The following is a 22,352-nucleotide window of genomic DNA, read 5'->3' on the forward strand; positions in this document are numbered from 1 at the left end:
GATTTCACCATCTAAAAAGAATAAAAGATGAAAAATTGGAAAAAGAATATCAATAGGATATTTATGCTCATTATATTTCTGGCCATACATCATTCATCCTTTGCGGACAATTACCCTAAAAACCCCCATATAGATGTTGTTCATTACATCTTTGATATCACATTATCCGATGATACCGACATAATCAAATCTACCGCTACCCTACTGGTTAAATTTAAAACCCATGGCATCCAAACTTTGCGTCTGGACCTGACCAATAAAAGTGAGAAATTGAACAATAAGGGCATGAAGGTAAATCAGGTAAGCTCACAGGGAAAAGCCTTGGTGTACAGCCATGATTCCGATGTACTTTTGATTAATATGCCCCCCAGTATTAAAGACGAGGAGCGAAGTATCACAATTGAATATGAGGGAATTCCAAATGCAGGATTAAAAATAGGCCCTAACAAATACGGTGACAGAACGTTTTTTAGCGGCAACTGGCCCAACAAAGCAAGAAATTGGCTGCCCACGGTAGACCATCCCTATGACAAGGCCAGTTGCGAATTTATTGTCACTGCACCATTAAAGTACCAAGTAGTTTCCAACGGACTAAAATTGGAAGAGAGCATCACAAGTAATGGGCAGCGTTTAACCCACTGGAAACAATCGGTCCCCATTGCTTGTTGGCTTTATGCCTTGGGAGTTGCTGAATTTGCCGTTCAATACGTGGATACTTTTAAGGGGAAATCCATACAAACCTGGGTATACAAACAAGACCGGGCAAATGGTTTCTATGACTTTGCCATCCCTACCAAACAAGCCTTGGAATATTTTAGTAGTTACGTTGGTCCTTTTGCTTATGAAAAACTGGCCAATATACAATCCAATAGTGTTGGTGGTGGAATGGAGGCTGCTTCGGCAATATTTTATGGGGATAAATCCGTTGACGGCACTAGAAGTATTAGGTGGAGAAATGTTGTTATCCATGAAATAGCCCACCAATGGTTCGGAAACGCCGTTACCGAATACGATTGGGACGATGTGTGGCTTAGCGAAGGGCTTACTACCTACTTTACCATGCGGTTTATTAAGCATGCCTATGGAGAGGATGCCTTTCGTGAAGAGCTAAAAAAAGCAAGGAATACTGTCTTTAAATTATCCACAAACAACGAGGATTACCGAATTGTACATGACAATTTAACGGATATGAAAGAAGTTACTTCCGGACTTACCTACCAAAAAGGCGCATGGATTACTCATATGATATGCAATCATATTGGGGAAGAAGCCTTTCAAAAAGGAATAAGGGATTACTATCAAAGAAACTTTAATGGCAATGCCAGTACACAGGATCTTAGGATGGCTCTGGAACGGGCTTCCGGGAAAGAGCTAACCCATTTCTTTAACCAATGGCTTTATCAGGGCGGTAATATAAAACTAAAGGGAACATGGAGCTATAATTCTAAAAACAAGATGATCCAAATTGAATTGACTCAAATGCAGCCAGCAAAATACAGCTTTACCATGCCACTGGAAGTGGATATCTTAACCAATGGAAACAGCCCTATGCACAGGGAAATTATACAACTGAACAAGCGCAAGCTAAAGGTTTCCATTCCCTGCGAATCCGAACCGGAGAATATCTATTTGGATCCGGAAACAAAACTATTGGCCCAATGGGATTTTACCCGTAAAAATTGAGGATAACAAACAACAAAGTTTGCCTGCCAATAGTGAACTTGCCATACCACAACTCTGTTAACCGTAGTCGGTCTTTGCCTATTTAATGTTCCGTGCTCCAATGAGTACGGACTTTAGGGCAAGTACCGACTTATATAGTTGCAGGTTCTTATCCAACAAAGGTTTCTTCACAAATACCAAAATCATATTTTGATTATACATCTTCACTAATTGCTGATGTTGTTTTCTTCAAATATGAATACAGCAAACTCTCCTGATCCTATTTTGTTAAAATAGTATAGTGTTTGGCAAAAAAGTTACGCTCGTTTTCTATTCTATTAAATTATTATTGTACAGATAACATGAATTTTCTGACATGAATACATAATTCTTACAGTAGAAACATTTAAAAATAACCATTTTAATCAATCTTTAATTATGCAAAAAAAACTACCATGTAAACAGTTATTAACCTTGTATCTGCTCGCAATAACATCATCTGTTTTTGCCCAGGACCTTTTTTTTGAACAGTCCAATGGCACTTCAAGCACATTTGGACAAATAGATGTATATCAACAATCCAGCAATTCCTTAAGGGAAAATATTGACGTTAATGCCGCTTTTGACAAAACTGAAGGGTGGGAATTATTAGCTCTGGATGGGTCCAATTATTACTTTCAGATTACAGATATGACATCTAGCAATTATGGGCAAATAGATATTTGGGACAACAAAACAAAAACCAGAAGTAATTATGGCAATTTATCTTCAATTTTCCCAGACCCCACCAATTGGAAATTGGGAGGTGCAGACAATGCTATTTTATACTTCGGTTCGGCTGTAGAAAACAGTGAAATTGTTTCTTGGGACGGTACTACAATAAGTACGTTTGCACACCTAAGAGACGTAGTTGTTTTTCCTAAATATTGGAGATTCGCAGGATTTCATAACGGGGTAATGTATATTGAATGGACCAATGCCAGTAATGCCCGCCCTTCCATAAAAACTTGGAATGGTTCCAAATCTGTAGGCACCTATGATAACACTAACTACTATGACGCCTATGATGATGCCTATCTATTTGGCGTATCCAACTTTATTGTAACAGATAATTCCCAACTTTTGGTTGAGTTGGAAAAAGTTAAAAACCATATTTTGGGTACCGCTACTTTATCAGCAGCCGATTTAAAGGCAGTAGGCAATGCTATTGCTATGGACAATATATTGTTTACAGACAATTATGATGTTATCAATCAAGGGTTGGAGGTAATTGAATTATATGAATCCCAATTTGGAGGATTGTTTACCACAGGTACTACAACCAAAGGAGGTTTTAGTAGAACAGCATCGGGTTATGAGTTAGAGAATTTAATGCTTGTATTAATGCAATCTGTTTTAGATCATTCCTACACTGAAGCTAACCTAAGCGCATACCCTCAATTATTCAACAATAGGTTATTTAAAACCTCCTCTTATTTCCCAGGAGCGGTTGCACAACCTGCTGATCCTTCACAAAGTTTTACCATAAAAATCAATGGAACACATGTACGCAAACCAGGTACACAAGCTAATTATGAAACCGAGGATGCAAGGCGGCCAACAGGCTGTTATTTAGCACCGGGAAGTGTTGCAAAAGTCACCGTTCCGTCCTCATTGGTTGGTATAGGCGCAACCATATTAGTAGGGGCACATACTTGGGATTTATCAAAGAAATCGACCATTAAAAGAATGGATAGGGTGACTACCAAATACGAAATAAATAGTACAACAACTACGATTGCCAATCCATTGGGAGGGGGTGTTTACATAAATGTACCATATCAAAAAGATTTGGGCATCCTTAATATTACCCTGGAAAATGTGGTTCGTTCCCCGTATTATGCGAGAACCGCAGCCAATCAAACAAGCCTCAGCGATTGGTTGAACGTAGAACGATTACGTGGTGCCCCTTGGACAGATATTGAAACGGACAAAGTAATGATGCAGGTGCCCACATCATGGATTTATGCATATGACGATATTGAAACGGCCATGAATGATTGGGATATGTCCATGGACGCTATTTCTACACTTCTAGGAAGGCCTCTCCTTAGATCCAAGACAGTTATCTACATGCAGGTAGATGTCATAAAAAGGGGGAGCGCCAACTTCCCCGGATACCCACAATCAAACGTTTCTTACAACCCTTATAAAGATTATGGCGGATACTACAACAACTACCTAATCAACGGCCCAAGACATGAAAGAGGATATTTAACCAATGTATTGTTCCACGAACAGGGTCACGCAGAAAAGGTCTATAAATTTAAAGGTGAAATTGAGTCTTTTGTTAATTTCCTATGGGTAGCTGTTCATAACAAAAAATTTGGAGTAGAGTTGAACAAGGCTTTTGAAGAATCGTTCAACGGTTACGGTTTATCGCACACTCTTGAAGAAGCAGCCATTAGTTGGATGATAACCGAAAATTTTAGAAATGGGAACCCTATGAGTACCCAAACAGGACAATATCGTCAAGAGCTCTCCTATCAACCAAGAGGCCATGCAAAATATGCCGATTTAGTACGACTTTTTAACTGGGAAGCCTTGGAGCAATTTTATGCCAACACAAGTGAAAGTTACGAGAAAGGGGAAATAGATTATTCGGCCAATGTCAATGCTGTACCTACCGATGACCGACTGCTAAGAATGTCCCAGGCAGCGGGTTACGATTTGCGACCGCTTATTCATTTTTGGGGTATTCATCCAGATGATAATAGCAGCTTGGAAACAGCGATACAAAACAGTAACTTAAAAAAATCTACTGCCATATATGATCAATTATCATATTACAAAACCATAGTCCCTATGGATAACACGGCTTTTAGGGATTTTGGATTGGTAGATTATTCTGAAAATAGAATTCAAAATAGTTCCTATTTTAATCATACTGCGCAAAGTTACTACCCAGGCTTCTTTAAAAAGTGGTGGGATGGTTATAATGAACCAGAAGGGCAGGCAGCTGTAGATCAAATACAAAGTATTTTAGACCTGTACTTCCCTGACGGCAGACCAGAAGAGGAAAATACATCCTGCCTAGAAATTAAACCACTTTCAGTTATATCCAGTTCAGCTACGAGCCCAGAAAACACTTTGGACAATGACCCGGCTACAGCATGGACCGCTCAAGGCAAGGGCGAATACCTGCTTTACGATCTAGGAGAAGTTTATGAACTATGTGACCTAGGAATTAACTTTGAAAATGGACAAACAAGGTTCGATTATTTTGATATAGAAGTTTCTAGGGACAATCAAACCTTTCTAGCTGTAAAACAAGACTTATCTAGCACCAAAACCACCGCTTCTTTTGATACGTATTCTATTTCTAGAAAAGCACGTTATGTAAAGATTATTGGTCGTGGAAATGAAACCGATGACTGGAACAGTATTAGTGATGTAAAGTTCTATTTTAAACGAGAGCTGCCGTTTGCCGATATTGATCCGTATTCAAGAATTGAAGCAGAAGACTATTTCCTAGCCAACAGTGCTGAAGAAGTCCCCACAACAGATGTGGATGGTGATCTAGATTTACACGTTAATGATGGGGGCTGGATCGCTTTCAACAGTTTAGATCTTTCTGAAGCGGGTAGTATAATATTACGTATTGCAAGTACTGTTGATAATGGAATGATAGAAATACGAAAGGGCGCTTATAACGGTGAGCTCGTTACTACCGTTGCAGTTCCCAATACCGGCTCTGAAAATTCCTGGGAAACACTTAAAACCGAATTCCCTTCCCTTGAGGGAGAAGACAACTATTATCTGACTTTTAAAGGAGCCGAAAGCAATGCCTTTAAAATAAACTGGTTGCAGTTCCTTAAACAACCAATAATTATTGAGAATTCCACAACTATTGAAGCAGAGGATTACTTCCTCCAATCAGGAGTTGAAGTGCAACCAACATTAGACTTGGATGGCGGCGAACAAATTGGAACTATAGATCATGGGGATTATATATCATTTGATCTGGATGTGCAATCTTCAGGTGTTTATAATGTGTCCTTGCGAATTTCTCCCCTAGTTGCAGCTAGCAGCATCATTCTCCGTAAAGATGACGGAAGCTATGAAGAAGTGGCTGTTCCAGATGCAAATGACGATGAACCATGGCAAACAATTACAACATACCTAAAACTTGCCTCAGGGGTACAATCACTCAGGTTCGAATTTGAGGGAGGGGATTCTAATTTGCTTAACTTGAACTGGATAAAATTTGATTTGACCGGCCTTGACCTTCAATTGATATCACAAAACAAAGGTTCTGCCACGAATAATAGCATTCAAGCAGATCTGGAAATTGTTAACCTTGGTGCAGATACCATCAACTTGGATGATCTTACTGTTCGCTACTGGTTTACTGCAGAAGATTATGCTTCGTTGGATTTTTGGTGCGATTATGCCCAAATTGGCAATCAAAATATTTCGGCCCAATTTGAAAACAGTTCTCCGCCTAGGTCTGGTGGCCTAACCTATTTAGAACTTTCATTTACAGGTGGAATAGAACTAAACACGCAATCCAGTACCGGTATCATTCAAACCCGTTTTGCGAAAAGCGACTGGACAGATTTTGATGAAACAGATGATTACTCCTATAAGCCTTCCAATAACTTTATAGAAAATGAACAAATTACCATATATAAAGATGGAGCACTTATTTGGGGGGAAGAACCTGAAATAGAGGAAGCCAGTACATCCTTAGTAGCGGAGTACAAACCTGGTAATCCTGTGAAATCATCGGATAATCAAATTAAACCCCATTTTCAGATAAAAAATACAGGTAATACTGCTATACCTCTTTCTTCAATCACATTGAAATATTGGTTTACACCAGAGGGTTCCCAGGATATTAATTTCATAGTAGATTGGGCAAAAATGGGTGAAAATAGTATTGTGGGAATCGTGCATGACTCCAAAGACGGTACCAATAAGTACCTGGAAGTTTCATTCAATAGTAACGACACACTCCACAGTCTGAGTGGTACGGGAGAAATACGCAGCCGTTTGCACAAAACCGATTGGAGCAGTTTTGATGAAACGGACGACTATTCCTATATAGATACCAGAAATTATGAATCGAACCAAAAGATTGCATTGTACGTAGACAATAGCTTGGTTTGGGGCGTAGAGCCAGAGAATAATTTGGCAGCAAATAAAGTATTCACAGCTGAAAAGTCCATAGCGGAGGATAATCCTATTTCCCCCGAATTAAATGAAGTAGCTGTTGATGTGTATCCTAATCCCGTAACGGAATTTGTAACAATAGTAAATAAAGAAAGTGAAAGCAGAATAGAGCTATACGATTATACAGGCCGATTTATTCTCAGTAATAATACTATGAAGCATCAGCATGTAATAGATCTACAATCCCTTGCAAAGGGGCTTTATATTGTATACGTTTATAATAATGAGGGAAGTGTTGTTTTAAAGAAAATAATAAAGAAATAAACCACTGGACAACACATAAATTTATAAAAACAAGGGTTCACGCAGCCCTTGTTTTTTTTTGCGTAAATAAACCATACGTTAACCAAAGAGAAGTATGAACAATTTATGCACAACTAAGACCAAGGAACAAGATGATTTAAAATTATGGTTGTGGAGCAATAATCTCTTTGTGGTTTTATAAAACGGGAAAAGAATTAGGCCCGATAATTGCGGATACTTTTCCAACTAAATTGTTATCAGAAAACCAAAACTATAATTTGTTCTTACGTTCAAAATGTTACTTATTTACTTTTGAAACGACCATAAAAAACTCCCGTGATCCAATTTTATCAAAATAGTACAGTGTTGTGCCAATAAGTTATGCTTGTTTTATTTCTTATAATTATAATATTGTGCTTAAAAAAAGATCCAGAATTTTATGAAGAGAAGCTTTTGATAATACAGGAGCAAACTTCTTAAATCACATTTTAAATAAAACTTTATTATGCAAAAAAAACTACGGCTCAAACAATTCCTAACATTGCCTTTGTTTGCACTAACAACATCAATTTTTGCCCATGATTCGTTTATGGAACAGCCTTACAATACGTCAAGCCCAATTGGGTCAATAAACGTATCCCAATCAACAACCCCTTCCCCAAAGAAAAATATCCAGGTAGATGCCACTTTTAACAAATTGGAAGTGAAGGAGTTATTAGCTGATTTAAAAAAAGTAAAAAAACATCTTTCAGGCAAAACTACCTTATCAGCAGCTGACTTAGAGACCTTGGGCAGTGCTATAGCCCAGGAAAATAAACTTTTTGCAGATAATCATAAGGTTATCACACTGGGATTGGAAGTAATTGACTTGTACGAATCCAAATATGGAGGTTTATTTACCAAAGGTACTAAATCCCAAGGAGGGTTTGATAGAAAAGCATCGGGTTACGAGTTGGAGAATTTAATGCTTGTAATAATGCAGTCTGTTATAGATTACTCTTACACAGAAGCTAACCTGAGCGCATACCCAAAATTATTTAACAATAGATTATTTAAAACCTCAGCGTATTTTCCAGGTTCGGTTACGCCTCCAGCTGATGCCTCTCAAAGTTACACCATTAAAATTAATGGAACCCATGTAAAAGTAAAGGGCACACCATCCAATTATATAGAAGAAGACGCAAGGCGGCCAACAGGCTGTTATTTGGCCCCTGGAAGTATTGCAAAAGTAACCGTTCCGTCCTCTTTGGTTGGCATTGGCGCAACTATATTAGTGGGCGCACATACTTGGGACTTAACAAAAAAACCGACCATTAAAAGAATGGATCGGGTAACTACCAAATACGACATAAATAGTACTACAACAACGATTGCCAATCCGTTGGGAGGTGGTGTTTATATAAATGTACCTTATCAAAAAGATTTAGGTATCCTTAATATTACCCTAGAAAATGTTGTTCGCTCCCCCTACTATGCAAGAACTGTAGCCAATAAGACCAGTCTGAGTGATTGGCTAAATGTAGAACGATTACGTGATGCCCCATGGACAGATATTGAAACGGACAAAGTAATGATGCAGGTGCCCACATCTTGGATATATGCTTTTGATAATATTGAAGCAACCATGGATGATTGGGATATGGCCATGGACGCTATTTCAACACTTATAGGGCGACCTCTGCGAAGGTCCAAGACAGTAATATACATGCAGGTAGATGTAATAAAAAGAGGAAAAGCAAACTTCCCCGGATATCCACAATCAAATGTATCATACGATCCTTACACAGATTACAAAGGATATCATAGCAGTTACCTAATAGATGGCCCAAGAAATGAAAGAGGGTATTTAACCAATGTATTGTTCCACGAACAGGGACACGCAGAAAAAATCTATAAATTCAAAGGTGAGATTGAATCTATGATCAATTTCCTATGGGTTGCTGTTCACAACAAAAAGTTTGGAGTAGAGTTGAATAAGGCTTTTGAAGAATCGTTTAACGGCTATGGGATATCACATTCTATTGAAGAAGCTGCCATTAGCTGGATGATAACGGAAAATTTTAGATTAGGAAATCCTATGAGTTCCAAAACTCGTGACTACCGTCAAGAGTTCTCTTATCAACCAAGAGGCCATGCCAAATATGCCGATTTGGTACGACTTTTTAACTGGGAAGCGATTGAGAAATTCTATGCAAATACCAGTGAAATGTGGGATAGAGGAGAAATAAATTATTCCTACCCCAATCGCGTAAACGAAATTCCTACCGACGACAGAATTTTAAGAATGTCCCAAGCAGCTGGTTATGATTTACGCCCACTTATTCATTTTTGGGGTGTTCATCCAATAGACTTTAAAAGCTTGGAAGCAGAGATCCAAAAAAATAATTTAAAAAAATCTACTGCTATTTACGATCAATTATCATTTTACAAGACCATAGTTCCCATGGATAACACCGCCTTTAGGAATTTTGGTTTGGAAGACTTTTCTGAAGCTAAAATTCAAAAGAGTTCCTTCCATGATCATGTTTCACAAAGTTATTACCCGGGCTTCCTCAAAAAGTGGTGGAATGATTACAATGAACCGGAAGGACAGGCAGCTGTAAATCAAATACAACGTATTATAGACCTCTACTTCCCTGACGGTAGACCGGAAGAAGATAATTCATCCTGTATCAAAATTAACCCTATTTCAGTGAAGTCAAGTTCAGCTACAAGTCCAGAAAACACTTTGGATAATAACCCGGCCACAAAATGGACTGCTAAAGGCGATGGGGAATACCTACTTTACGATTTAGGAGCGCTTTATGAGCTTTGTGACCTAGAGATTAATTTTGAAAAGGGAAAATCTAGATTCGATTATTTTGACATAGAAGTTTCTAGGGACAATAAAACTTTTATGGCTGTAAAACAAGGTTTGTCAAGTACTAAATCCTCAGCTACCTTTGATTCATATTCTATTTCCAGAAAAGCACGTTATGTGAAGATTATTGGTCGTGGAAATGAAACCAATGACTGGAATAGCATAAGCGATGTAAAGTTCTATTTTAAACAAAAAGACACTAAATAAACTGATAAAAACAGGGGGCTTTATGCCCCCTGTTTTTTTTATTTTAAAAGCTTACAAAATACGTCTCATTGGTAAAGACCAGAAAGACGCATCCCATTAGGTAATTCCAATGGCAAACAACAATGAAAAAAGCATCAATTAACAGTAACACATTATGGAATTAAAAAGAACAATACTCTGCGCTATCTTCCTGACGGGATTTTTTTTAATTGCCCAATCCAGTGCAGCTCAGCCAACCCTATCTACAAGCGAACAGGCTTCTTTTGACCCAGCTACGCTGCTTTGGTACAATAAACCCGCCTCCAAATGGGAGGAAGCCCTTCCGGTTGGGAATGGACGCCTAGGGGCAATGGTATACGGTAAATACGATGAGGAAATTATTCAATTCAACGAAGACACTTATTATACTGGCGGCCCTTACAATAGTGTAGTAAAAGGGGGTTATAAAAAGCTTCCGGAGATTCAGAAACTAATATTTAACGGTGAACCCATAAAAGCCCACAAACTCTTTGGCCGTACTATGATGGGGTATCCCGTAGAACAAATGAAATACCAGTCCATGGCCAACCTACATCTGTTCTTCGGAAATGACAGTGTTGAACACTACAAAAGATCTTTGGATCTTAAGACGGGAATTGTTACGGATACCTATACCGTAAACAATGTAAACTACACCAAAGAGGTATTTGCTTCGGCTATAGACCAGACCATCGCCATCCGTATTACAGCCGATAAACCCGGTAGCATTACATTTGATGCCGAACTTAGAGGTGTAAGGAACTCCGCCCACTCCAACTATGCCACCGACTACTTTAAAATGGACGGTATTGGCAACGGTCAATTGCGATTAACAGGTAAGTCGGCCGACTACCTTGGCATTGAGGGCAAATTAAAATATGAGGCACAGATCAAGGCCAAGCCAGAAGGAGGTAGTATGGAAATGGATGATACCATTCTCAGCATAAAAAATGCCGATGCCGTAACCTTATATTTCGTAGCCGCCACAAATTTTGTGAACTATAAGGATGTAAGTGCAGACCAAGAAGCCCGTGTTGCAGACATGTTAACAAATTTGGAGAAAACAAGCTTTACCAAAATTAAAGAAGATGCATTAAATGACTACAAGGGTTTCTTTGATAGAGTTTCTTTAAGCTTACCAACTACCCCAAGCTCTCTTTTACCTACTGATGAACGTTTGAGCAATGCCCCAAGCAGGCCAGACCCCCAGCTGGCTGCCTTATGTTATAACTTTGGACGATATCTACTCATATCTTCCTCCAGGACGGGAACACAACCTGCCAACCTGCAAGGAATTTGGAACAATGATATGAATCCGGCCTGGGACTCCAAGTATACCACCAATATCAACATTCAAATGAATTATTGGGCCGTGGAATCCGGAAACCTTTCGGAACTTTCAGAACCCTTAACCACCATGATAAAGGAGTTAACGGATCAAGGTTCCCAAGTTGCCAAGGAGCACTACGGAGCCAAAGGTTGGGTGTTTCATCAGAACACTGACCTTTGGAGGGTGGCAGCACCTATGGACGGACCTACCTGGGGTACTTTTACCGTTGGAGGTGCCTGGTTAACTACACATATGTGGGAACACTACCTCTTTACGCAGGACGAGGAGTACCTGAAAGAAATTTATCCGGTTATGAAAGGTTCTGTTGAGTTTTTTATGGATTTCTTGATAGAATATCCTGGTAAAGACTGGTTGGTAACCAACCCTTCCAATTCCCCAGAGAATCCTCCTGAAGGAAAAGGGTATAAATATTTTTATGATGAAGTAACCGGTATGTATTATTTTACGACCATTGCAGCAGGCTCTACTATTGATATGCAAGTACTCAAAGACCTGTTTAGTTATTATGCTTCTGCCACCGACATCTTGGACGTGGACGCCGACTTTGCTAAAAAGGTAGCAGAAGCCAGAAAACGCTTGGTTCCATCCCAAATAGGTAAGGACGGAACGCTTCAGGAATGGACAGAGGATTATGGCCAAATGGAAAAAAACCATAGGCACGCCTCTCATTTATACGGGCTCTATCCCGGAAAGGTAATCTCCGTTAACCAGACTCCTGAACTAATAGAACCCGTAAAAAAGGTACTGGAGCTAAGAGGTGATGGCGCCTCTGGATGGTCTAGAGCTTGGAAAACCAATTTATGGGCAAGATTGGGGGATGGTGATAGGGCCAATAAAGTTTTTAAGGGCTATCTAAAAGAACAATGTTTTCCATCTCTATTTGCCATTTGTTCAAGACAGTTTCAGGTAGACGGTTCTTTGGGTGTTGCTGCAGGGATTACTGAAATGTTATTGCAATCCCACGAAGGTTACATAGACCTATTGCCCGCCCTTCCAAGCGAATGGGAAAATGGACATTTTGACGGCGTCTGTGCCAGAGGAGGTTTTGAACTCGATTTTAGCTGGAAGAACAAAACCCTTACTTCCTTGGAAATTTTATCTAAAGCAGGTATGCCTTGTAAATTAAAAACAACCAAAAAGATCAAGGTGTATTCTGATGGCAAACAAATCCCCGTTAAAAAACACAAGAATAATATCATAGAGTTTAAAACAACAAAAGGAAAAACCTATACTATGTCCGGACTATAAACAGGCTGTTCAGGCTAAAAACCTTGGTTGAAAAAAGAATGGTCCTTTGGGGATAATTTCCCAAAGGACCATTCTTTTTAAATGCACCATGGCACAGATCATATGTTACCGAAAGAAATATCGTGCCTTTTAACGAGTACCCCCAATACATGCTTTAACAGGCAAAAACCATATAGTCAGAAAGTATATCTAGTCCTTCTTCCCTTAATCTATAATCAGCATTCCATTAGTTTAAGTACAATATCCACTAGAATATATTTTACCACTGTTACAACTACCTGCTCAAAACATTCTAAATTCTTTAGATAGGGCATACTACAACCCATAACAATACATTTCATTGTTATTTATATCCCATTTTTCTGGCGACTTGTTGAAATAGTATAGGTTAAAGCTAAAATACATAGCCTATACTACCTTACAATTTGATAATTTGAGCTAATTATCAAACCTATAACAGTAAGATTGATAAAATTGGAAGAAATTTCAAAAATTATTACCTATCTGAAATACCCAAGACGTTTGGATTTTTTATGAAGAATAATTGAATAAATAAGTAAAACATAATTTACATTGATTTTTATGAAAAGAAGAATGCTATCTTTTGCCTGCTTGTTCCTCGTAGTTGGGATTTGTTTTAACTGTTCATCCGAAAAGGAGCATCAGGGTATCTGGAATTATGAAATTTTATTACCACAACAGGACTCTAAGACGGGAACCCTTAAACTCATAAAAAACAAGGACGGCTATACCGGAAGCATGGTCTCCCCTGATTTAGGCGTAACCAGTATCCAAAATATAACCTTGGAAGGAAGCAGCATGTCTATGGACATAAAGCTTAACAACAAACAAGTAACAATAAGCGGTGAGTTTAAGGCAGATAGTTTTATAGGTACAGGGTTGGACAATGGCGAAAAAATTACTTTAAAGGCCAGCAGAGCCCCAAACCAAAAAGACATTGTAGAGGAAACCCAGGTAACCTATGTTCTTGATGATTCCGATTTAAACGATTATGAAAAAAACATTGATCACCAGGGAATGATCGAAGCCATCGACAGAGATGCCCTGAAGCGCGGAGGCCTGGTTTATAACTCCAACTGTATAAACTGCCATGGCGTTCCTGAGGTAGAAGGATCCATTCCCAGTTCGCTTAAATTTTGGGCTGAGCCTTTTAAGTATGGTAACGATCCCTATTCCATGTATAAAACGATAACCAAAGGGGCTGGACTTATGCCTCCACAGATGGCACTAACACCCCAAGAAAAATATGATGTAATAGCCTTTATCAGGGAAAACTACATAAAAAACCACAACAAGTCGGCCTATTTTGAGGTTGATTCCGAATATTTGACAAACTTGCCCAAGGGATCCTCAAAAGGACCTGCTACCAAACCCTATCACCCCTGGTCCGATATGGATTACGGAAATTTTCTAATCAACACCTATGAATTGGTAGATTCTGAAACTGGAATTGAACGATTTCATTCACCTGGACCACGACCTTACGCTGACGAGAACTATTTAAAGAACAATTTTGCATATAAAGGAATAGCGGTTAGGTTGGATGAGGGCTCCGGCGGTGTTTCCAAAGGCAAAGCCTGGATGATTTTCGACCATGACCTGATGCGGGTCGCAGGCGGATGGACCGGGGAAGGATTTATAGACTGGGAGGGTATTTTATTGAACGGCCATCATGAAACCTACCCTAGAACCGTTGGCAAACTACATTTTGAAACTCCAGTACAACCGGCATGGGCAGATCCAGAAACCGGGTCATTTAAAGATACACGATTCAAAGCCCGCGATGGTCGTAGGTTTGGTCCACTTCCAAAAAAATGGTCCCACTTTAAGGGAATTTACCACAGTGGTAAAAACATCATTATCTCCTATAGCGTAGGGAAAGCTAATATTCTGGAGCTTCTTGGCATGGAGAAATCGGCCGAACAAATGGTGTTTACCAGAACCTTGAATATTGAGCCTTCAGACAAAACATTGCGGATGAGGGTGGCTCCACAAGGGGTAAAAGTTGAAATTAAAGGAGAAGGAGCCTCGCTAAGCAACTCAGATGGTTTTGTAGTTCTCGAAATTCCAAAGGGTGAAACAGCCAATATAAAATTGTTCATAGCGGGAACCCAAGCAAAGGATTTTTCCAAAATTGTTCAGAATGCCACTGGCCCGGAAAATTTGCACAAACACCTACAGGGCGGGGAACCACATTACAAACAGGAAATTGTCACCACAATTGTAAAAGGAAAGGAAGATGGTCCCATAGCCATGGACCAACTTACGCCTCCCTATGACAACCCTTGGGACAGCCGTTTAAAATTAAGCGGAATAGATTTTCTAGAAGATGCCAACACGGGAATCTTATGCACCACGGACGGTGACATATGGTCTGTGAAGGGGCTTACGGACAAAACCGGCAAACTACGATGGAGAAGAATTGGCAGCGGCCTATTTCAGCCATTGGGCATTAAAGTTGTAAAGGATGAAATCTATGTCACCTGTAGGGACCAACTAGTTAAGTTACACGATCTAAACGGAGATGGGGAAACAGACTTTTACGAGAGTTTCAATAACGATCACCAGGTAACCGATCATTTTCATGAGTTTGCCATGGGCTTACAAACAGACCAACAAGGTAATTTCTACTATGCTAAAAGTGGCCGACACGCTAGAGAGGCCTTAATACCACAACACGGCACTCTGTTGAAAGTTAGTAAAGACGGTTCTAAATCAGACATCATCGCTACTGGATTCAGAGCTGCAAATGGTGTATGCATCAATCCTGATGGGAGTTTTATAGTTACGGATCAACAGGGCTTCTGGAACCCCATGAACAGGATTAATTGGGTAGAGGGCAAAGGCAAGTTCTATGGCAATATATGGGGATACAATCCACCCAAAGACACCACGAGGTTGGGTATGGAGCAACCCATGGCCTGGATAGACATGGAGTTTGACCGATCTCCCTCAGAACTCTTATGGGTAGACAGCGAAAAATGGGGCCCCTTGAACAAAAGCTTGCTCAGCTTTTCCTATGGATACGGCAAGATTCAACTTGTTTTGCACGAAAAAGTTGGAAACCAAAGACAGGCAGGCGTAGTAGACCTTCCGGGCGTAAAGTTTATGACCGGGGTCATGCGAGGGAGATTTAATCAGCAAGACGGCAATCTATATGCCTGTGGAATGTCTGCCTGGGGCACTTCCCAAAACATGAAAGGTGGGGAATTTTACAGACTTCGTTATACCGGGAAGCCACTCTCAACACCTATTGACCTAAGTGCTGAAAAGGATGGCATTGTATTGTCCTTTGCTAGCAAACTGGATGCTGCCAAATCAAAAGTCAGTACTAATTTTGAGGTGCAAACCTGGGAATTGCTCAGGAGCAGAAAATATGGTTCTAAGCGGTACAATGTAAAAACGCTGGATATTTCACAGCTTAGGATAGCGGAGAATGGCAAGAAATTAAAACTTGTCCTACCCGATATAGCCCCGGTAGACGTCATGAAAATCACCTATAAAGTTACCGATATACACGGTAATGAATTACAGGGAAAAGTCCAGAATACTATACATCACCTTAATGAAATTACAATAAGGGAGTAGTATATTACTTACCTATCTTGACACTCTTGGCGATCTGCTATAAGGAAAGAATGGCCTGCGAAAAACTTATTAATATTATAATTATAAGTAACAATAATTATCAAATAATGAGCAATAATTATCATTAAAACGCCCTATACGCAATTTAAATCCACACCTGAACACAAAATTAAGGAGCTATTACATTTACCGCCCATTATACCCACCTACATAACAAAACACTCTTTTACAATATATTACCATTCTTCATTGTTAAAATAATACAGTCATTCGCTAATAGCGAGGAGCTCTAAAAGTTTTTAATAAACTAATTTCATGGATTAATTAATCTAACTTTAATAACACATGAAAAAAACATTTAAGCTCAACCTGATATCCAGGTTGCTTCTACTTGGTATTACACTTGTAGCCCCGGGCCAAACCTTTGCCCAAGATCTGGATATTACGGGAACCGTAAGTGACGAGAACAACGCCCCATTACCTGGCGTAACCGTATTGATCAAAAACACTTCTACAGGTACCACAACAGATTTTGACGGACAGTATACACTTAAAGCCTCCCCTACCGATGTTTTAAGTTTTAGTTATTTGGGTTATATCACCAAAGAGGTTACCGTAGGCTCAAAAACCACAATAGACCTAAGCATGGAGCCGGATGCACAGGCTTTGGACGAAGTGGTGGTAACCGCCCTTGGTATTAGCAGGGAAAAACAAACGCTAGGTTATGCGGTTCAAGAGCTGGGCGGCGATAAATTGACCACTACACCTGAAAGCAATGTCATAAATTCCCTTTCCGGAAAAATTGCCGGTATTCAGGTAACCAATGGCGGTAGTACGGTTGGATCTTCTTCAAGGATTGTAATTCGTGGAAATTCATCATTTTCAGGAAACCAGCCCTTATTTATTGTTGATGGCACACCAATTGACAACTCATCACCAAACCTTGCCGGTAATGGTGGGGTAGACTGGGGTAATACCGCATCGGACATTGACCCCAATAACATTGAATCCGTATCGGTCTTAAAAGGAGCCAATGCCTCTGCCCTATACGGCAGCCGTGCGGCAAATGGGGTAATCATAATAACCACAAAAAAAGGAGGTAAGAATGGCAAATCACTAGGAGTCGACTTTAATTCTTCGGTTGTTTTTGATAAGGCATCCTATTTCCCCAACCTTCAAAATGAATACGGAGGCGGAAGAAATGGAAGTGAATTCATTTATAATAGGTACAATTCCACCAACAATACAAATTTAACCTACAACGAATACGCCAAACAATTTTCATTCAATTATGTAGATGGAATTGGAGGCGGTACAAACGATGCTGTTTCAATAAACTGGGGACCTAGATTGGATGCAGGCCTATTATTGGACCAATGGTCTACCGGTCCTAACAGTCCTTATGTGTCCAGACCTGACAACATTAAAGAATGGTTTGACACCGGTGTCACCATTCAAAACAATGTATCCGTTACTGCTAACGGCGAAAAATCCTCTGGAAGAATTTCTTATACAAATGTAGACACCCAAGGTATGATAAACAACACAGGACAGGAAGAAAACGTTCTTTCTGCCAATGTCAACCTAACACCTTCAGAAAAGTTAACAACCTCTGTTAACTTCACCTACACAAAAAAAGAAAGTGATAACCTTCCCGCGAATGGATATGGCTGGGCAGGTATAATTGCCTGGAGACCCAGGAATTTCCCAACCCAATATGCCAAAGACTTATTTTACGAAAAAGGCAATGAGGAGTATATGAACAATGGTGATAATCCATTTTACAGCTGGAGAAATACCAATGCATTTAACAGGGAAAGAATTTATGGTAATGCCGCGGTAAGTTATAAAATAAATGATTGGCTAACAGCGAACGGCCAGATAGGATTGGATTTTTACAATGAAATAAGAAAAAGCATAACCCAAGCCGGAACAGCCCGAAACACAAGATTGGGTCTTGGCGGACAATTTAGTGAATCGCACATCAATAAAAAGGAAGTAAACACAGATGTTACCTTAAATTTCGATAAGACTTTTAACGATATACGTGTAGACGGACTTATTGGCGCCAACAAAAGGTCAAATTTATACCACAACATTAGACTAAGCGCCTCGGACCTTACCGTTCCGGATCTATACACCATTTCCAATGTTAAGGGTACCCCTGGTACCGGAATGTACGAGAGCGAATATGAAACAAACAGTGCCTATTTTGCTTTGAATGGATCCTATAAGAAGGTCTTTTATTTAGGCATAACAGGCCGAAATGACTGGAGTTCTACCCTACCTAAAGAAAGTAGATCTTATTTCTATCCTTCTGTCAGTGGCGGTTTTGATGTTACCGAGGCCCTATCTTTAAAATCAGACATACTTTCATATGCCAAACTAAGAGGTGGTTGGGCCAAGGTTGGAGGTGACACAGACCCTTACCAATTAAATACCACTTATTCTGCAGGGACCTTTAATGGGGTATCCGTTTTTACCCCTTCACGTACCCTACCGCCATCAGGACTAAAACCTGAAGAGACCACTTCATATGAAATTGGAGCCGACATTCGTTTTTGGAAAAACCGCATAGCACTGGATTTTACCTACTACACCCAAACAACGGTTAACCAAATCCTTTCCGTTACCACATCTACCACAACAGGATACAGTGGTATGTTATTAAATGCCGGTGAAATAGAAAACAAAGGGGTAGAATTAATGTTGTCTGCAGACATACTTCAAAACCAAACAGGTCTTAATTGGGATGTAGTGGTAAACTGGGCCAAAAACAAGGGCATGGTGAATTCCTTATACGGCAATCTGGAATCCTACCAAATTTCCAGTGGTTTTGGCGGGGTAAAAACCTTAGGTATACCCGGTGAAGAATGGGGTATCCTTTGGGGACTACCATTTGTAAGGGATGACAATGGAAAAATAGTAGTAAATTCCAATGGTATTCCAACTACTACCAATGCAGCTGTAAAACTGGGCAATATAACACCAGATTGGACCGGAGGTATAACCAATAGCTTTAGATACAAAGGAGTAAACCTCAGCTTTTTGGTAGATGCACAAATTGGAGGTGACATGTTCAGTACAACAGCATGGCACTCCTATCCTACCGGAGCCTATGAAAACACGGTAAAGAACAACGTTAGGGAAACAGGGTTAATTGTTGACGGAGTTTTTGAGGACGGCACACCAAATGATATTCGGGTTTCCGCAGAAGAATACTTTAACGGTTCCTGGGTTTGGAACAATCATGAATATTCCATTCTGGATGCCACCTACGTAAAACTAAGAGAACTCGCAGTTGGTTATAATTTTAATGTCTCAAAAATAAATGCTATTTCCAGGTTAAACCTATCCCTTGTAGGAAGAAACCTGGCTATCCTTTACAGAGACAAGGAAACCAAAGAATATGGTATTGACCCTGAAGTAGGTTTTGGCGGTGGTGAGTCGGGTATTGGCTATGAAAATTTCCAGATACCGACCGCAAGAAGCTACGGATTTAAATTAACAGCTAGTTTCTAATATCAAAAAAAATATTATTATGAAAATAAACACAAAAAACTCATTTCTAGTACTGTTTACAATTACACTATTACTAGGATCGTGTACAGAGGATTTTGACGCCATGAACGTGAGTCCCAACAGCGCAACAGTAGTTCCTGCGTCCAATGTTTTGGGAAAAGCAATCCTAAACTCCTCACAAATACTTTTTGGAGAAAGACTTGATGTTTACTATGCAGGTACTTTTTCTGGCTATAATGCGGCAATTGGGGCCGGTGACTATGAATATAGAGTTGGGATCAACAACAGTCAATGGGATGCCATGTACGCTTCAATGACCTATGCAGTTGAAGCCATGAAACTTGCCACAGACGAAAATAACGACAATTTATATGCTGCCGCTTTAACCCTTAAAAGCTATATGGCCCATAAGGCTACGGATATGTGGGGGTCAATTCCTTATTCCGAAGCATTCTCACTTGAAAGCAGTGATATCATATACCCAAAATATGATACAGAACAGGAAGTTTACACCCAAATATTAGCCGAGCTTAAAACTGCCGCCGATTTATTCGACGCCAATGCCGAAAGTACCGGGGAAGGCGATTTCCTCTATAAGGGCAACATTGAAAAATGGCAAAAATTTTGCAATTCACTAAGACTAAGAGTAGCAATAAGAATGTCTTCTGCTGATGAAGCCACCGCCAAATTAGAACTGGCCAATGTAGTCAACAACCCAAGCTCCTACCCTATCATGGAAACCAATGATGACAATGCCTACTTATGGTGGCCAGGGGTTTTACCAGATGTAGAACCCTGGTATGCCAGAATGGGTGCTGCAGACGGCAACAAAACGGATGGATACCGTATAAGTAACGCTTTAGTTTCCATACTACTTGCCAATGACGACCCAAGACTCCCTGTATATGCCGACAAAAACCTATATGGTGAATACAGAGGTTATGAATTTGGCCCCAACCAATTAAGTGACACCCTGAACAACGGAAATAATGTTTCCCATATCGGGGACAGGTTTGGCAATGATCCAGCAGGCTTTTCTCCTTTCATGAATACCTCCGAAGTATACTTTATACTTGCAGAGGCCTATGAGCGGGATTTAATTAGTGGAGACATGGCACAGTCCGCTTACGAGACAGGTGTTACCATGTCCTTGGAAGAAAACAACATTGATCCCGCCGATATATCAACATTCTTAACAGAAACAGAAGTTGCATGGGATAGCGGCACTACTAGCAATTTGTACAAAATACGCCTTCAAAAATGGATATCATTATTCAAACAAAGTGTAGAAGGATGGGCAGAAGTCCGAAGAACAGATGTTCCGTTAATCTTAGAGGTATCAAGAGACTATGCCGGCTCCCATAATAGACACCCATTAAGGATGTCCTATCCGGATTCCGAAAAATCACTGAATACAAATTTCCCATTCGATATAGTGGAAAAAGATATTTTTTATGGCACTAAAATGTGGTGGGATAAGCGCGAAGGCGTTGAATAAACCATACCCATAATTAGATTTAGTCTTTGAGTTGAATTGGGGGCGGCATTGAATTACTAATGCTGCTCCCTTTTTTTTTCTGCACTCTATATAAAATTAAAAATCACTACCCCATCTATATTTATACAAGTCAATTCACCAATAAGCAATAGACTTTATGCACCATCACCCGAAACCCCAAAAAAAACCACTAGAATAACCACACTATAGTCATTACTTACAAGCTAAAACAACACTAGACCCCTAACACCTAAAATTGACATAAAAAGGAAATAATACCCTTGAAACCTTTTTCAATTCATAAAACAATTTACCAGGACAACAATGGCCTTAAGATTTCAACAAATAAAACAGCTACTTTATAAAGAAAACATAAAATAGATCCCAATTAATACCAAAGAACTAATTTTTATACTTTTTTACATTAAGTTAATAAGGATTTAAAATTTAATTCCACAATTCTCCAATAGCATTTAAAAACAACACAAGCAATTGATTTAAAATTACTTACAACCAAAAACAACAGTAAACCTATTAAAGACAAGCTTATAAAAGAACAAAAGATGTTAATAAAGTATTACTTAAAGCTAATATAAACCCTAAATAAATGTCTAAAAAGTCATATTTTTACCCTGTTATTAAACCTATATTAATAATCTGTAAAAATAATTGACTGTTCACTATGGTTTTGCTTTAACAAAGCAGTTAACCCTGAATGTAAAAATAGAATTGAAAACAAAAAAGTTTCGTATTAATTTAGAAAGCTAAGCATTGGTGTAACATATTTAAAAATAGTATTTATTGAATTAGTTTGAGTTAGTTCGGAGTAGCGGTGTTCTTTTTTAGCTGCTACTCCATTTTTTTTGATCCAAGTTCTATCCAATACAGAGCAAAATCAAAAAAAAAAAAAAAAAAAAAAA

General features: G+C 39.3%; 7 protein-coding genes. All 7 read left to right on the plus strand.

From position 1 onward, the window contains the following. Nucleotides 1-27: 27 nt before the first annotated feature. The 7 genes from EHW67_RS08185 (at nt 28) to EHW67_RS08215 (ending at nt 21,432) form a co-directional block, all read left to right on the plus strand. Entirely contained in the window at nt 28-1,683 is a 1,656-nt protein-coding gene (locus EHW67_RS08185) for a M1 family metallopeptidase (RefSeq protein WP_126161893.1), read from the plus strand. Nucleotides 1,684-2,100: 417 nt separating this feature from the next. Next, on the plus strand, nt 2,101-7,140 hold the full coding sequence (locus EHW67_RS08190) for a carbohydrate-binding protein (RefSeq protein ID WP_126161894.1): 5,040 nt from the start codon (nt 2,101-2,103) through the stop codon (nt 7,138-7,140). A 484-nt stretch (nt 7,141-7,624) separates the two neighbouring features. Then, nucleotides 7,625-10,186, plus strand: a complete 2,562-nt coding sequence (locus tag EHW67_RS08195; RefSeq protein WP_126161895.1) for a M60 family peptidase N-terminal accessory domain-containing protein — start codon at nt 7,625-7,627, stop codon at nt 10,184-10,186. A 154-nt stretch (nt 10,187-10,340) separates the two neighbouring features. Then, the gene (locus EHW67_RS08200; protein ID WP_126161896.1) at nt 10,341-12,803 is read left to right on the plus strand and encodes a glycoside hydrolase family 95 protein; all 2,463 of its coding nucleotides are present in this window, start codon (nt 10,341-10,343) and stop codon (nt 12,801-12,803) included. 582 nt (nt 12,804-13,385) lie between these two features. Continuing rightward, nucleotides 13,386-16,412, plus strand: coding sequence for a DUF6797 domain-containing protein (locus EHW67_RS08205; RefSeq protein ID WP_126161897.1), 3,027 nt, complete (start codon nt 13,386-13,388; stop codon nt 16,410-16,412). Nucleotides 16,413-16,757: 345 nt separating this feature from the next. Beyond that, nucleotides 16,758-19,934: a SusC/RagA family TonB-linked outer membrane protein gene (locus EHW67_RS08210; RefSeq protein ID WP_126161898.1), complete on the plus strand. Its 3,177-nt coding sequence runs from the start codon at nt 16,758-16,760 to the stop codon at nt 19,932-19,934. Nucleotides 19,935-19,953: 19 nt separating this feature from the next. Further along, nucleotides 19,954-21,432, plus strand: a complete 1,479-nt coding sequence (locus tag EHW67_RS08215) for a SusD/RagB family nutrient-binding outer membrane lipoprotein (RefSeq protein WP_126161899.1) — start codon at nt 19,954-19,956, stop codon at nt 21,430-21,432. The last annotated feature ends 920 nt before the right edge of the window (nt 21,433-22,352 follow it).

The organism is Arenibacter aquaticus (genome assembly GCF_003957295.1).
GTDB classification, from domain to species: domain Bacteria; phylum Bacteroidota; class Bacteroidia; order Flavobacteriales; family Flavobacteriaceae; genus Arenibacter; species Arenibacter aquaticus.

Bases quoted from the DNA above. Each gene is read 5' to 3' on its own strand.
- EHW67_RS08195 (WP_126161895.1), top strand. From the start codon at position 7,625: ATGCAAAAAAAACTACGGCTCAAACAATTCCTAACATTGCCTTTGTTT.
- EHW67_RS08185 (WP_126161893.1), top strand. From the start codon at position 28: ATGAAAAATTGGAAAAAGAATATCAATAGGATATTTATGCTCATTATA.
- EHW67_RS08215 (WP_126161899.1), top strand. From the start codon at position 19,954: ATGAAAATAAACACAAAAAACTCATTTCTAGTACTGTTTACAATTACA.
- EHW67_RS08205 (WP_126161897.1), top strand. From the start codon at position 13,386: ATGAAAAGAAGAATGCTATCTTTTGCCTGCTTGTTCCTCGTAGTTGGG.
- EHW67_RS08210 (WP_126161898.1), top strand. From the start codon at position 16,758: ATGAAAAAAACATTTAAGCTCAACCTGATATCCAGGTTGCTTCTACTT.
- EHW67_RS08190 (WP_126161894.1), top strand. From the start codon at position 2,101: ATGCAAAAAAAACTACCATGTAAACAGTTATTAACCTTGTATCTGCTC.
- EHW67_RS08200 (WP_126161896.1), top strand. From the start codon at position 10,341: ATGGAATTAAAAAGAACAATACTCTGCGCTATCTTCCTGACGGGATTT.